General features: G+C 63.5%; 10 protein-coding genes. 5 read left to right on the top strand and 5 right to left on the bottom strand.

Annotated features, from left to right (window positions below; genetic code table 11):
- Positions 1–32 precede the first annotated feature (32 nt).
- Positions 33–680: a TetR family transcriptional regulator gene (locus tag BUS12_RS28275; protein WP_074300674.1), complete on the bottom strand. Its 648-nt coding sequence runs from the start codon at positions 678–680 to the stop codon at positions 33–35.
- 427 nt (positions 681–1,107) lie between these two features.
- On the opposite strand from BUS12_RS28275, the gene BUS12_RS28270 reads away from it, so the two are divergent.
- The 3 genes from BUS12_RS28270 to BUS12_RS28260 are packed head-to-tail and all read left to right on the top strand — an operon-like array spanning position 1,108 to position 7,075.
- Positions 1,108–2,337: an efflux RND transporter periplasmic adaptor subunit gene (locus tag BUS12_RS28270; RefSeq protein ID WP_074300673.1), complete on the top strand. Its 1,230-nt coding sequence runs from the start codon at positions 1,108–1,110 to the stop codon at positions 2,335–2,337.
- An 18-nt stretch (positions 2,338–2,355) separates the two neighbouring features.
- Positions 2,356–5,553 carry an efflux RND transporter permease subunit gene (locus tag BUS12_RS28265; protein WP_074300672.1) on the top strand — a complete coding sequence of 1,066 codons (3,198 nt, stop codon included), beginning with the start codon at positions 2,356–2,358 and terminating at the stop codon, positions 5,551–5,553.
- Between the two features lies 1 nt (position 5,554).
- Entirely contained in the window at positions 5,555–7,075 is a 1,521-nt protein-coding gene (locus tag BUS12_RS28260; RefSeq protein ID WP_074300671.1) for an efflux transporter outer membrane subunit, read from the top strand.
- A gap of 164 nt (positions 7,076–7,239) precedes the next feature.
- Here BUS12_RS28260 and BUS12_RS28255 read toward each other — a convergent pair whose 3' ends face one another.
- Entirely contained in the window at positions 7,240–8,655 is a 1,416-nt protein-coding gene (locus BUS12_RS28255) for a nucleobase:cation symporter-2 family protein (protein WP_074301749.1), read from the bottom strand.
- 554 nt (positions 8,656–9,209) lie between these two features.
- Here BUS12_RS28255 and BUS12_RS28250 point away from each other — a divergent pair.
- Positions 9,210–10,316: an S-(hydroxymethyl)glutathione dehydrogenase/class III alcohol dehydrogenase gene (locus tag BUS12_RS28250; protein ID WP_074300670.1), complete on the top strand. Its 1,107-nt coding sequence runs from the start codon at positions 9,210–9,212 to the stop codon at positions 10,314–10,316.
- A 34-nt stretch (positions 10,317–10,350) separates the two neighbouring features.
- Positions 10,351–11,214, top strand: a complete 864-nt coding sequence (gene fghA / locus BUS12_RS28245) for an S-formylglutathione hydrolase (RefSeq protein WP_074300669.1) — start codon at positions 10,351–10,353, stop codon at positions 11,212–11,214.
- A 56-nt stretch (positions 11,215–11,270) separates the two neighbouring features.
- Here the strand turns inward: fghA and BUS12_RS28240 are convergent, their stop codons facing one another.
- From BUS12_RS28240 to BUS12_RS28230, 3 genes are read right to left on the bottom strand one after another with little or no spacing between them, the layout of a single operon-like run.
- Positions 11,271–12,053: a metal ABC transporter permease gene (locus tag BUS12_RS28240; protein WP_074300668.1), complete on the bottom strand. Its 783-nt coding sequence runs from the start codon at positions 12,051–12,053 to the stop codon at positions 11,271–11,273.
- Positions 12,046–12,972: an ABC transporter ATP-binding protein gene (locus BUS12_RS28235; protein ID WP_074300667.1), complete on the bottom strand. Its 927-nt coding sequence runs from the start codon at positions 12,970–12,972 to the stop codon at positions 12,046–12,048. The genes BUS12_RS28240 and BUS12_RS28235 overlap by 8 nt, the downstream gene beginning before the upstream one ends.
- Positions 12,969–13,910 (bottom strand): metal ABC transporter solute-binding protein, encoded by a 942-nt coding sequence (locus BUS12_RS28230; RefSeq protein WP_074300666.1) that lies wholly within the window; start codon positions 13,908–13,910, stop codon positions 12,969–12,971. The genes BUS12_RS28235 and BUS12_RS28230 overlap by 4 nt, the downstream gene beginning before the upstream one ends.
- Positions 13,911–14,132: the final 222 nt, after the last annotated feature.

Genomic DNA, 14,132 nt, shown 5'->3' with positions numbered 1-14,132 from the left:
GGGCAGGCGCCCAAACGCCTAAGCCGTACCGCCTAAGCCGCACCGCCCGCCGTGCGCAACGCGGGACTGAGCCTCAGCGCGTCGAACATCGCTTCGACCATCTGCTGCGCGTGCACGTCGAAATCGTCGGACTCGGGCAGGAGCAGCATGTCGCGCAGCGACCCGCCGACGAACGCGTGCAGCATGGTCGCCGCGAGCCTCGTGTTCAGATCGGCGGGCATCTGTCCTTTGGAGATCGCATTGCGCAAGCCGACTTCGAGCTTGCGGAGCCCCTCGCGCATATTGCTCTGATAGCGGGCCATCACCGGCCCCATCTCTTCGACGAATTCGCACTTCAGAAACAGGATGTCGAACACGCGCCGCCGCCGCGGGTCCGCCGCGGTGTCGCGCAGGCACACGGTGCAAATTTCGATCAGCCGCCCGAGCGGGTCAGCTTCTTCCGGGTTGACCGAGGCGGCCTTGAGTTCGTCGAGCGGCAGCAGCACGCGGTCGAACATCTCGTTGAACAGATCGCCCTTGTTGGCGAAGTGCCAATAGATCGCGCCGCGGGTGACGCCCGCGGCCTGGGCGATGTCGGCCAGCGACGTGCGCGACACGCCTTTCTCAAAAAAGACCTGTTCGGCGGCATCGAGGATGCCGGCGCGCGTCTCCAGCGCTTCTTCCTTGGTCCTTCTGACCATGTTCGTCTGACCTGCCTGTTTTGCGGGATTTCCCGGGCACTTTTAAACGCGGCCCGTCACAATACATCCGATTGTTGTGACTTTTGCGAACAATTATTGCCGCACGAAGCCCGTAAGGTTAGTGAAACACACTTTAACATCCATACGCGAATGTATATATAATAGCACCCCATCGATCGGATAGCCCAAGCGGTGACGACCGGTTAATATCCGTCACTGTTGTCTTTCAAAACGCTAATGCGCCGAACCGGAAAGGTCGGCGCCGTGCGGCATTTCCGGGTTTGGTGCCATTCACCAATGGATGTCCAGCGAGGTTCGCAGCACTGGGCTTCCGGTCACGCGTCGCGAGACGCATGTGTGCGCTGTTGTCCCCGGGGTAGGGATGCGCGCACTTTTTCATTCTCTCAGCCTTGACAGAGGTCGCTCCATGCGCGTCGAACGGGTTCCATTTCGCTTAATCAGTGCCGCGACGGCTGCCATCTTGCTGGCAGCGTGCGGACCAAAACAATCGGCCCCGCCACAACAAACGCCGGAAGTCGGCATCGTGACCGTCGAACCGACGGCCGTGCCTGTCGTCACCGAACTGCCGGGCCGTACCAATGCGTTTCTCGTGGCGCAAGTGCGCGCGCGGGTGGACGGCATCGTGCTGCGCCGCGAATTCACCGAAGGCAGCCAGGTGAAGGCCGGCCAGCGTCTCTACAAGATCGACCCGGCGCCGTATATCGCCGCCTTGAATAGCGCCAAGGCGACGCTGGCCAAGGCCCAGGCGAATCTGGTGTCGGTCACCGCCCAGGCCAACCGCTACAAGGTGCTGGTCGCGGCCAATGCGGTCAGCAAGCAGGACTACGACAACGCCGTGGCCTCGGAAGGCCAGGCGGCAGCAGACGTCGCGTCGGGCAAGGCGGCGGTCGATACGGCGCAGATCAACCTCGGCTACACGGACGTGGTGTCGCCGGTGAGCGGCCAGGTCGGCATTTCGCAGGTGACGCCGGGCGCCTATGTGCAGGCGAGCGCGGCCACGCTGATGTCCACCGTGCAGCAGCTCGACCCGATGTACGTCGACCTGACGCAATCGAGCCTCGACGGCCTGAAGCTGCGCCGCGAAGTGCAGGAAGGGCGTCTGAAGACGACCGGCCCGGATGCCGCCAAGGTCGCGCTGATTCTCGAAGACGGCCGCACCTATTCGGAAACCGGCAAGCTGCAGTTCAGCGACGTCACGGTCGACCAGAGCACGGGTTCGGTCACGGTTCGCGCGCTGTTCCAGAACAAGGACGGCGTGCTGCTGCCGGGCATGTTCGTGCGTGCGCGGATCGAGGAAGGCCTGAACGACAAGGCGATCGTCGTGCCGCAGATCGGCATTACGCATGACCAGAAGGGTACGCCCACGGCGCTGGTCGTCGGTGCGGACAACAAGGTTGCGTTGCGCCAGCTCGTCACGTCGGCCACGTACGGTTCGAACTGGGTCGTCGATAGCGGCCTGAACGCCGGCGACCGCGTGATCGTGCAAGGCACCGACAAGGTTCGCCCGGGCATGGAAGTCAAGACCGTCCCCGCGCAACTGCCTGCCACACCCGCTTCCGACGCCACTGCTCAAGGTGCGCCGGCCGCCAGCGGTGCGCAGTCGGCACAAGCTGCCTCTGCTGCATCGGGCGCGTAATAACAGGGAGCCTGTTTCATGGCAAAGTTCTTTATCGATCGCCCGATTTTTGCATGGGTGATCGCCATCATCCTGATGCTCGCGGGCATCGCGTCGATCTTTACGCTACCGATCGCGCAATACCCGACCATTGCACCGCCGGCTATCCAGATCAGCGCAACCTATCCGGGCGCGTCGGCGAAGACGGTTGAAAACACCGTCACGCAGGTGATCGAGCAGCAGATGAGTGGTCTCGACCACTTGCTGTACCTGTCGTCCACCTCGGACGACTCGGGCACGGCGACCATCACGCTGACGTTCGCGGCCGGCACCAATCCTGACATTGCGCAGGTGCAGGTGCAGAACAAGCTGCAGCTCGCCACGCCGCTTCTGCCGCAGGAAGTGCAGCAGCAGGGGACGAAGGTCACCAAGTCGAGCAGCAGCTTCCTGCTCGTCATGGCCTTCAACTCCGAAGACGGCAGCATGAACAAGTATGACCTGGCGAACTACGTCGCCTCGAACATCGAAGATCCGATCAGCCGGATCGACGGTGTGGGTACGGTCACGCTGTTCGGCTCGCAGTACGCCATGCGGATCTGGCTCGACGCCAACAAGCTCAACAACTTCGGCCTGACGCCGGTTGATGTGCAGACGGCCATCACGAACCAGAACGTCCAGGTGTCGGGCGGCTCGCTCGGCGGCACGCCTGCGGTACCGGGGCAACTGCTGCAGGCGACCATCAGCGAAGCCACCTTGCTGCAGACGCCGGAGCAGTTCGGCAACATTCTGCTGAAGGTGAACCAGGACGGCTCGCGCGTGCTGCTGAAGGACGTGGCGCGTATCGAGCTGGGCGGCGAAAACTACAACTTCGACACGAAGTACAACGGCGTGCCGACGGCAGGCTTCGGTATTCAGCTTGCCACGGGCGCCAACGCGCTGGCTACGGCCAACGCGGTGCGTGCGAAGATCGAGCAGTTGTCGAAGTACTTCCCGCACGGTCTCGTCGTGAAGTACCCGTATGACACGACGCCGTTCGTGCGCCTGTCGATCGAGGAAGTGGTCAAGACGCTGCTCGAAGGGATCGTGCTGGTGTTCCTCGTGATGTACCTGTTCCTGCAGAACCTGCGCGCGACGTTGATTCCGACGATCGCGGTGCCGGTGGTGCTGCTGGGTACGTTTGCGATCATGAGTGCGGTGGGCTTCTCGATCAACGTGCTGTCCATGTTCGGCCTGGTGCTCGCCATCGGCTTGCTGGTGGACGATGCGATCGTGGTGGTGGAGAACGTCGAGCGGGTGATGGCCGAAGAGGGCTTGTCGCCACGCGACGCGACCCGCAAGGCCATGGACCAGATCACCGGCGCGCTGGTCGGCGTGGCGCTCGTGCTGTCGGCGGTGTTCGTGCCGGTGGCGTTCTCGGGCGGTTCGGTGGGCGCAATTTACCGGCAGTTCTCGCTGACCATCGTGTCGGCGATGGTGCTGTCCGTGATGGTGGCGCTGGTGCTGACGCCGGCACTTTGCGCGACGATTCTCAAGCCGATTCCGCAGGGCCATCACGAAGAGAAGAAAGGCTTCTTCGGCTGGTTCAACCGGACCTTCGAGAAGAGCCGCGACAAGTACCACAGCGGCGTGCACCACGTGATCAAGCGCTCGGGCCGCTGGCTCATCATCTACCTGGTGGTGATCGTGGCGGTGGGGATGCTGTTCGTGCGTCTGCCGAAGTCGTTCCTGCCGGATGAAGACCAGGGCACGATGTTCGTGCTGGTGCAGACCCCGTCGGGCTCGACCCAGGAAACCACGGCGCACGCGCTGAAGGACATCTCGGACTACCTGCTCACCACCGAGAAGGGCATCGTCGAATCCGTGTTTACGGTGAACGGCTTCAGCTTCGCGGGTCGTGGCCAGAACGCGGGTCTGGTGTTCGTGCGGATGAAGGACTACTCGCAGCGCCAACATGCGGACGAAAAGGTCCAGGCTCTGGTGGGGCGTCTGTTCATGCACTTCGCGGGCTACAAGAACGCGCTGGTGTATCCGGTCAACCCGCCGTCGATTCCTGAACTCGGCACCGCAGCCGGCTTCGACTTCGAACTGGAAGACCGTGCCGGGGTGGGTCACGAGAAGCTGATGGAAGCGCGTAACATGCTGCTCGGCATGGCGGCGAAGGACCCGATGCTGGCGCAGGTGCGTCCGAACGGCCTGAACGACACGCCGCAGTTCAAGGTGACGATCGACCACGAGAAGGCGTCGGCGCTGGGTGTTTCGCTCGCCACGATCGACCAGACGTTCTCGATCGCCTGGGCGTCCTCCTACGTGAACAACTTCCTCGATACGGACAGCCGGATCAAGAAGGTGTATCTGCAGGGCGATTCGCCGTTCCGGATGAACCCGGAAGACCTGAACGCGTGGTATGTGCGTAACGGTGCGGGCACCATGGTGCCGTTCTCGGCATTCGCCAGCGGCGCGTGGACGTATGGCTCGCCGAAGCTGGAGCGCTACAACGGTATTTCCGCAGTGGAAATCCAGGGTGCGGCGGCGCCGGGCAAGAGTACGGGTCAGGCGAACGCGGCCATCGAAGCGATTGCGGCGAAGCTGCCGGCCGGTATCGGTTACGAATGGACGGGTCTGTCGTTCCAGGAAATCCAGTCCGGTTCGCAAGCGCCGATTCTGTACGGCATCTCGATCCTCGTCGTGTTCCTGTGTCTCGCGGCACTGTATGAAAGCTGGTCGATCCCGTTCTCGGTGATCATGGTGGTGCCGCTCGGCGTGTTGGGCGCACTGCTGGCTGCCACGCTGCGTGGCCTCGAGAACGACGTGTTCTTCCAGGTGGGTCTGTTGACCACGGTGGGGCTGTCGGCGAAGAACGCGATTCTGATCGTGGAATTCGCCCGCGAGCTGCAGCAGGGTGAAGGCATGGGGCCGATCGAGGCCGCGCTGGAAGCGGCGCGTCTGCGGTTGCGGCCGATCCTGATGACCTCGCTCGCGTTCATTCTCGGCGTGATGCCGCTGGCTATCAGTAACGGCGCGGGCTCGGCGAGCCAGCACGCAATTGGTACCGGCGTGATCGGCGGGATGTTGACCGCCACCTTCCTCGCGATTTTCATGATCCCGATGTTCTTCGTCGTGGTTCGTGCGAAGTTCGGCGGCGAGAAAGAAGACCCGGATGAGGCGCTCGAACACTATAACCAGCACCATCCTCATGACCCGCAGGGCGGCAACGGCTCGGGCAAGGAAGGACATTGAGATGCAAAAACACTCTTTGATTGCAGTGGCGGTCGCGCTCCTCGCAACGGCTTGCACGATGGAGCCGAAATACGAGCGGCCGGCCGCGCCGGTCTCCGGCGCGTTCCCGGCGAGCGGCGTGTACGCGACGCAGCCGGGCGCGGCGGGCGGGGGCGCGCGTAGCGCCAACGGCCAGGCCGCGGTGGACATCGGCTGGCGCGACTTCTTCGCCGACGCGCGTCTGCAGCGGCTGATCGAGCTTGCGCTGAAGAACAACCGCGATCTGCGCGTGTCGGTGCTGAATATCCAGCAGGCGCAGGCGCAGTACCGGGTGGCGCGCTCGAGCCTGTTCCCGACCATCAACGCGGCAGGTTCGGAGACCAAGACGCGTACGCCGACGGATCTTTCGCTACCGGGTCAGGAGCTCACGACCGAATATTCGGTGGGGCTCAACGCGTCGTGGGAGCTCGACTTCTTCGGCCGGATTCGCAGCCTGAAGGACCAGGCCCTGGACCAATACCTGTCCACGGCCCAGGCTCGCAAGGCGGCGGAAATCGCGCTGGTGTCGTCGGTGGCGGACCAGTATCTGACCTTGCTCTCGGATGACGATCTGCTGAGGGTCACCCAGGATACGTTGAACACGGCGCAGGCCTCGTACAACATCACGAAGCTGCAGTTCGAGACGGGTACGGGTTCCGAGCTCGATCTGCGTCAGGCCGAGACGGTGGTCCAGCAGGCGCTGGCGAACCAGCAGGCGCAGGCGCGTCTGCGGGCGCAGGCGGAAAACGCCCTTGTGCTGCTGGTGGGTGAGCCGTTGCCGGACGATCTGCCGGTGGGCAAGCAGCTTGGCGATCAGGATCTCCTCACGGACATCCCGGCCGGCTTGCCGTCCGATCTGCTGACGCGTCGTCCGGACATCGTCGAGGCTGAAGAGAGCCTGCTTGCTGCGAACGCGAACATTGGGGCGGCGCGCGCTGCGTTCTTCCCGAAGGTCTCGCTGACCGGCAATTTCGGCACGCTGAGCCCGTCGCTGGGTGGGCTGTTCAAGCCGGGTTCCGCGGCGTGGTCGTTTGCGCCGCAGATCACGTTGCCGATCTTCACCGGTGGCGAGAACAAGGCGAATCTCGATCTCGCCCACATCCAGAAGAACATCCAGATCGCGCAGTACGAAAAGGCGATCCAGACGGCCTTCCGGGAAGTGGCGGACGGTCTCGCGGCACGCGGCACGTACGATCAGCAGATCCAGGCACTCGAGCGCAATACGTTTGCTGAACAGCGCGCGCTGACTCTGTCGGAGTTGCGCTACAAGAACGGCGTGGACAGCTACCTGTCTGTGCTGACTGCGCAGACCAACCTGTACTCGGCGCAGCAGTCGCTGATTGCGGCGCGTCTGAACCGTCTCACGAACCTGGTCGATCTGTACCAGTACCTGGGTGGCGGCTGGATCGAGCGCAGCGGCGAACAACCGCGCCCGGCCGATGCGCCGGTCGACTATAGCGCGGCCAGTACGCCGGCGGTGGCTTCCGCGGCTTCGGTGAACTAAGCCTAAGGCAGCAGGCGCGGGCGGGTTCTTTTGCGGAATCCGCTTCGCGTGCAGCAAAGAAAAACGCCACGGCTTGCCGTGGCGTTTTTTTGTTTGGAGCGCAGGGTAGATGCCTTATCGCTCACTGTCCTGAGGTTGTACCTCAGTTATCCCTCAGTCTCACCTCAATGCAGATCCACCGCCCGCAACATCTCATCGCCAGCCGCCGCGTCGTCATTCCCGCCACGCCCGTCGAAATCATGTCCGGCGCGGCGGATCTCACGCTTCGCCGCACGTTCCCCTTTGACGCCGTTGAACACCAGGTTCAGCACCACCGCGGACACCGAAGCAAGCAGAATCCCGCTATGCAGCAGCGGCGAGAGCGCCGGCGGCAGCTTCTCGAAGAAATGCGGCGAGACCACCGGCACGAGCCCGAGGCCGATACTGACCGCGACGATAAACAGGTTGTGGTGGTTCTTCACGAAGTCCACCTTCGACAGCACCTTGATGCCGTTCGCGGCCACCATCCCGAACATCACGATCCCCGCGCCGCCGAGCACGAATGCCGGCACCGAGGCGACCACCTGGGCCATCTTCGGAAACAGACCGAGCAGCACGAGAATCACGCCGCCCATCGCGCAGACAAAGCGGCTTTTCACACCCGTCACGCCGATCAGCCCGACGTTCTGCGAGAACGACGTATGCGGGAACGAGTTGAAGATGCCGCCGATCAGCGTACCCAGACCGTCGACGCGCAGGCCGCGCACCAGTGTCTTCTGATCCACCGGACGATCCACCATATCGCCGACCGCGAGGAACATGCCGGTCGATTCGATGAAGGTGACGAACATCACAGTGACCATCGTCGCGATGGCGAGCGGATCGAAGTGCGGCAAGCCGAAGTGGAACGGCATCACGATGCCGACCCACGGGGCGGCCGTCACGCCTGCCATGTTGACGCGCCCGAGCAGCGCCGCGATCACGAAGCCGGCGACGATGCCGAGCAGCACCGAGATGTTGGCGATGAAGCCCTTGCCGAACTTGTTGATCATCAGGATCAGCGTCAGCACGACCAGCGACAGGCCCAGATAGACCGGGTTGCCGTAGTCGGGGTTCCCGACGCCGCCGGCCGCCCAGTTGATGCCGACTTCCATCAGCGAGAGCCCGATCACGGAAATCACCACGCCGATCACCACCGGCGGGAAAAAGCGCAACAACTTGCCGACGGCGGGCGCGAGCAGGATGCCTATGACCCCCGCCGCGATGGTGGAGCCGAAGATATCGAGGATGCCCAGGCTCGGGTTGGTGCCGATCGCCACCATCGGGCCGACGGCCGCGAACGTGCAGCCCATGATGACGGGCAGGCGAATGCCGAAGATCCACAGGCCGAGCGTCTGGATCAGCGTCGCGATACCGCACGAGAAGAGGTCGGCGCTGATCAGAAACGCAATCTGATCCTTGGGCAGTTTGAGCGCGCTGCCGATGATGAGCGGCACCGCCACTGCACCCGCGTACATCACGAGGACGTGCTGAATGCCGAGCGTGAGCAACTGGCCTGCGGGCAGTCGCTCGTCGCACGGGTGAACCGTGTTCGATTGCATCTTGTCTCTCTCCACCATCTCGTTTTGGGATGGCTCCAAGGTATGCGGAGAGAAAAGGCGCAACAAGACCACTGGGGCCTATTCCCGGCTTCGCGATGATCATATGGGTGAGGGCGGTTTGAAAGGCAATCGAAATGCCTATGCTGCGCAAACCGGCTGTGAGCCCCTTGCTGCGGTGCGAATTCGTAGGGGCGCCAGCGGGTCGGGCAAAAGCGATATGTGTGAAAATCCATGAGGTGTATTCGAAGCGACGCATAGTGCTGTTTTGACGCCGCTTCCCGGATGGCGGGGTTAACCCGCGAGTGGCGCTTTGCGGAGGCGCTCGCGTGGTGTGACGCGATGTCGTGTATGAGCAATGACGCGGCGAGTGCTGGAATACGCATGACGGCGTTTTCGGCGATCATAGGCGCCGGCCACGGAACACGCTCCGTTCGACAACCCGCGCAAGCGGGCATGACGACCGGACGCAAGTCACGGCATGCCTGCCGGCGCCACGGCGCGGCTGCATGCCTTGCATTCAGAGAACGATTCAGGGAACTACAGGAGCATTCATCATGAAGACGAAAGCCGCCATCGCATGGAAAGCCGGCGCACCGCTGACGATCGAAGAGGTCGATCTCGAAGGGCCGCGCGCAGGCGAAGTGCTGATCGAAGTGAAGGCGACGGGCATCTGCCACACCGACTACTACACGCTGTCGGGCGCGGACCCGGAAGGCCTCTTCCCTGCGATTCTCGGCCATGAAGGCGCGGGCGTGATCGTCGACGTCGGGCCTGGTGTCGGCACGCTCAAGAAGGGCGATCACGTGATTCCGCTCTACACGCCCGAGTGCCGCCAGTGCAAGTTCTGCCTGTCGCGCAAGACCAACCTGTGCCAGGCGATTCGCTCCACCCAAGGCAAGGGCCTGATGCCCGATGCCACCTCGCGTTTCTCGCTGGACGGCAAGCCGCTGTTTCACTACATGGGCACGTCCACGTTTTCGAACTACATCGTCGTGCCGGAAATTGCCGTGGCGAAGGTGCGTGAAGACGCGCCGTTCGACAAGATCTGCTACATCGGCTGCGGCGTGACGACGGGCGTCGGCGCGGTCGTGTATTCGGCCAAGGTCGAGGCGGGCGCGAATGTGGTGGTGTTCGGCCTGGGCGGCATTGGCCTGAACGTGATCCAGGGCGCGAAGATGGTGGGTGCGGACAAGATCATCGGTGTCGACATCAACCCGGGCCGCGTCGAACTGGCGAAGAAGTTCGGCATGACGCACTTCATCAACCCCAATGAAGTCGAGAACGTCGTCGACCATATCGTGCAGTTGACCGACGGCGGCGCCGATTACTCGTTCGAATGCATCGGCAACACCAAGGTGATGCGCCAGGCTTTGGAGTGCACGCACAAGGGCTGGGGGCAGTCGTTCATCATCGGCGTGGCGGCGGCCGGAGAAGAAATCAGCACGCGTCCGTTCCAGCTCGTGACGGGCCGCGAATGGAAGGGCTCGGCGTTCGGCGGCGCTCGCGGCCGCACCGACGTGCCGAAGATCGTCGACTGGTACATGGAAGGCAAGATCAACATCGACGATCTGATCACGCACCGCCTGCCGCTCGAACGCATCAACGAAGGCTTCGACCTGATGAAGAAGGGCGAGTCGATCCGCTCGGTCGTGCTGTACTGACGCCGGACTCACTGAGCAACCAAGGGAGCGCGCGATGCTCGAACTGCTAGCTGCGCACGCTTGCCACGGCGGCGTGCAACGCTTCTACAGGCATGACTCGAAGGTCACCGGATTGCCCATGCGCTTTTCGGTGTATTTGCCGCCGCAGGCCTTGCACGGCGGCGAAGCGGCTGCGGTGCGCGTGCCGGCGCTGTTCTATCTCGCCGGGCTCACCTGTACCGAGGAGACTTTCCCGATCAAGGCGGGCGCGCAGCGCTTCGCCGCGCGCCACGGCATCGCCCTGATCGCGCCGGACACCAGTCCGCGCGGTGCGGGCATCCCCGGCGAAAGCGCAGCGTGGGACTTCGGCGTGGGAGCGGGCTTCTATGTCGATGCCACCGAAGAACCGTGGTCGAGGCACTTCCGGATGTACTCCTACGTGCGCGACGAACTGCGTGAGACCGTGCTTGCCAACCTGCCGGTCGACGGCGAGCGCCTCGGCATCTTCGGACACTCGATGGGCGGCCACGGCGCGCTGATGCTGGCGCTGCGCAATCCGCAGATCTACCGCTCGGTGTCGGCGTTCGCGCCGATCGCGGCGCCGTCGCGTTGTCCTTGGGGTGAGAAGGCCTTCACGGGTTATCTCGGTGAAGACCGTGCCGCGTGGAAGGCGTATGACTCGAGCGAGCTGGTGGCGAGCGTGTCGCACAAGTTCGCGCAGGGGATACTGATCGATCAGGGACTCTCCGATCAGTATCTCGCCGAGCAACTCTATCCCGACGTGTTCGAAGCGGCGTGCCGTGCGGCAGGGCAGCCTGTGACCTTGCGTCGTCATGAAGGCTACGACCACGGCTACTACTTCATCTCCACCTTCATCGAGGATCACCTCGCGCATCATGCGAAGGTGTTGCTTGCCTGAAGCGCAGAGTAGACACGGCGCATCCGCGGTCATCGCGGTGCGCCGCCTTCGCGCCTTTACCGCCGTCCCAACAAACTCCCGGCATACACCAGCGCAGCTAGCGCAGTGATCCAGAAGCTGGTCGGCCAGTCCGTATAGAAGGCCAGCGTCAACCCAAGCCATGCCTGCGCAAGCGCCAGCAGCGCCGCGAGCACCAGCCCGATGGAGAGCCGCGTCGTGAGGTTTTGCGCGGCCGCCGCCGGCCCCACCATCAACGTGAACACCAGCAGCACGCCGACGATCTGCGTGCACGCAGCCACCGCCAGTGCGGCAATCGCCAGAAACAGCACCGACACGAGCCGCAGCGACACGCCCTTGGCCTCGGCCAGCTCCGGCTGCAGCGAAGCGAACAGCAACGGCCGCATGATCGCCGCGAGCGCGGCCAGGCTCACAACGCCCAGCGCCGCCAGCACACCTAACGTGGACGCATTCACGCCCAGCACATTGCCGAACAGCAGCGCGGTGATCTGGGTCGCGTAAGCGGTGAAGAAGTGCAGGAACAGCAGCCCGAAGCCGAGTGCGAGCGAGAGGATCACGCCAATCGCCACATCGCGTCCCGCGAGCTTCTCGCCGAGCGCGCCCATGCCGACACCTGCAGCCAGCGTAAAACCGATCATCCCCCAGATCGGCGAAATGCCGATCAGCACCGCGCCGGTCGCGCCGGTGAAGCCGACGTGCGAGAGCGCATGGCCGGCGAAGGTTTGACCGCGCATCACCAGAAAATAACCGACAATCCCCGCCAGCACCGCGACGATCCCCGACGCCGCGAAGGCGTTGACCATGAAATCGTATTCAAACATCGTTCGTGTGTCCGTCGCGTGAGGCGTGATGGTGGCCGTGGCTGTGGCCATGCGAGTGCGCATGGCCCGACGCGCCGCCGTGATCGTGGGCGTCGTCTTCGTGTTCGTGATCGTGCTTTTCGACTTCGACGTCGCCTGACATCACGAAGATGCGGCCGTTCACGCGCATCACGTCGATGGGCGACCCGTAGAGCCGCGACAGCACCGGCTTCGTGATGACTTCATCGACGGTGCCGAGCGCCGCCACGCCGCTGCCGAGGTACAGCACCCGGTCGAGCGCGTGCAGCAGCGGATTGAGTTCATGCGCGGAAAACAGCACCGCGATGCCGAGTTCCTGCTGCACATTGCGCACCAGTTCGACCACGCTCTTCTGATGATGCGGGTCGAGGCTGATGAGCGGCTCGTCGAGCAGCAGCAGTTTCGGGTTGCCGAGCAGGCACTGCGCGAGCAGCAGACGCTGCCGCTCGCCGCCCGACAGCTCCGACAAAGGCCGCGCCGCGAGCGCGCGGCCGCCTACCAGGTCCAGCACGCGTTCGACGTCCGCGCGGGTCTTGGCATCGGCGTGCGGCAGGCCCCAGCGGTGGCCGTCGGCCGCCATCGCGACGAAATCGCGGCCGCGCACCCGCCGGCCGGCGAGCGCGCTGCGCGTCTGCGGCATATAGCCGATCGATGCATTGCCGCGCACCACGGGCTGGCCGTGGACGCGGATCGTGCCGCTCGCCGCCGGCACGAGGCCGAGCACCGCGCGCATCAGCGTGGTCTTGCCTGCGCCGTTCGGTCCGAGTACGCCGATGAATTCACCTTGATTCACCTGCAGACTCGTATTGCGCAGGATCGCGCGGCCGCCCAGTTCCAGCGTCACGTCCTCGAGTTCGAGAACGGGCGCGGTTCCTTGCGGCGTGCGGCCAGTCAGATTCATTGAGTGGTTCCTGTGTTTGCCTGGCCCGCTGCCAGCGCCGCACTGAGCGCGTCCAGTTGCGACAACATCCACACCTGGTAGTTCTTGCCGGCCGGTTCGGTCTCGGTGACGCTCATGGTCGGTACGTGCGACTGCTGCGCGAGTTTCAACATGCGTTTGGTCAGGGCTTCGGTTGCCTGGCTGTTATAGATCAGAACGTGCACGCGCTTTTCGCGCAGGTCCTTTTCGAACGCGGCGATATCCGACGCGCTCGCTTCCGTGTCGTTCATCGTCGCCAGCTGGAAGCGCATATTGCGCATCGCCAGGCCGATCGCGTCCGACATATAACCGAACACCGGTTCCGTCGCCGTCACCGGCACGCCCGCATAGCGGCCGTGCAGCTCGGCGACCTTGGCGTCGATCGGCTTCAACGAATCGAGAAACTTCGCGAGGTTCGCATCGTACGCCGTCTTGTTCGCCGGGTCAGCCGTTTCGAGCGCGGTGGCGACAGCGCGAGCCACGGCCGGCATCGTAGCCGGGTCGTACCAGAGGTGTGGATTATCGCCGCTCTTCTTGCCGATCAGGTCGGCTGCGACGATGATCGTGCGCTTCGCGTTGTTCTTCGAGGCGTTCAGCAACTTCGCCATCCACGGATCGTAATCGGCGCCGTTGTAGACCACAAGGCTCGCGTGCTGCAGCGCGCGGGCGGTTTTCGGGCTGGCTTCGAACAGATGCGGGTCTTCGTCCGGGTTGCTCAGGATGCTGGTGACGTCCACGCGATCGCCGCCCAACTGATGCGCCACATCGCCATAGAAGTTTTCCGCAGCCACCACCTGGATCTTCGCAGTCTGCGCGAAAGCGGTCTGGCCAAGCGCCAGCACGGCCGCGCCGGCTACGAGATACTTCGACAGACTGAGCGCACGGCGTGCGTCATGCCACTTCAAGCTGAGTTTTTTCATCGGTTTCCCTGCTGCGTAAAAGTAAGGTGCGAGTTGAATGCGAGGGCTTCTGTCGACCCGGGTGTGCTTCGAGGTGAGGCGGGGATGCAATGATATAACGTATCTCACAGATTTGTCGCCAATCCTGCCGCGCTGCACCATCGAAATCTTGTTTCGCGCCTTGACATGACCGAACGCGTATCCGATCATTCGATCACTAACAGAGCAATTGTTCGCGCAATG

It is taken from the genome of Paraburkholderia phenazinium, assembly GCF_900142845.1.
In the GTDB taxonomy this organism is placed as follows: Bacteria; Pseudomonadota; Gammaproteobacteria; order Burkholderiales; family Burkholderiaceae; genus Paraburkholderia; species Paraburkholderia phenazinium_A.
Note: the sequence above shows the minus strand (reverse complement) of the source record. Positions and strands in the feature narration are given on the sequence as shown.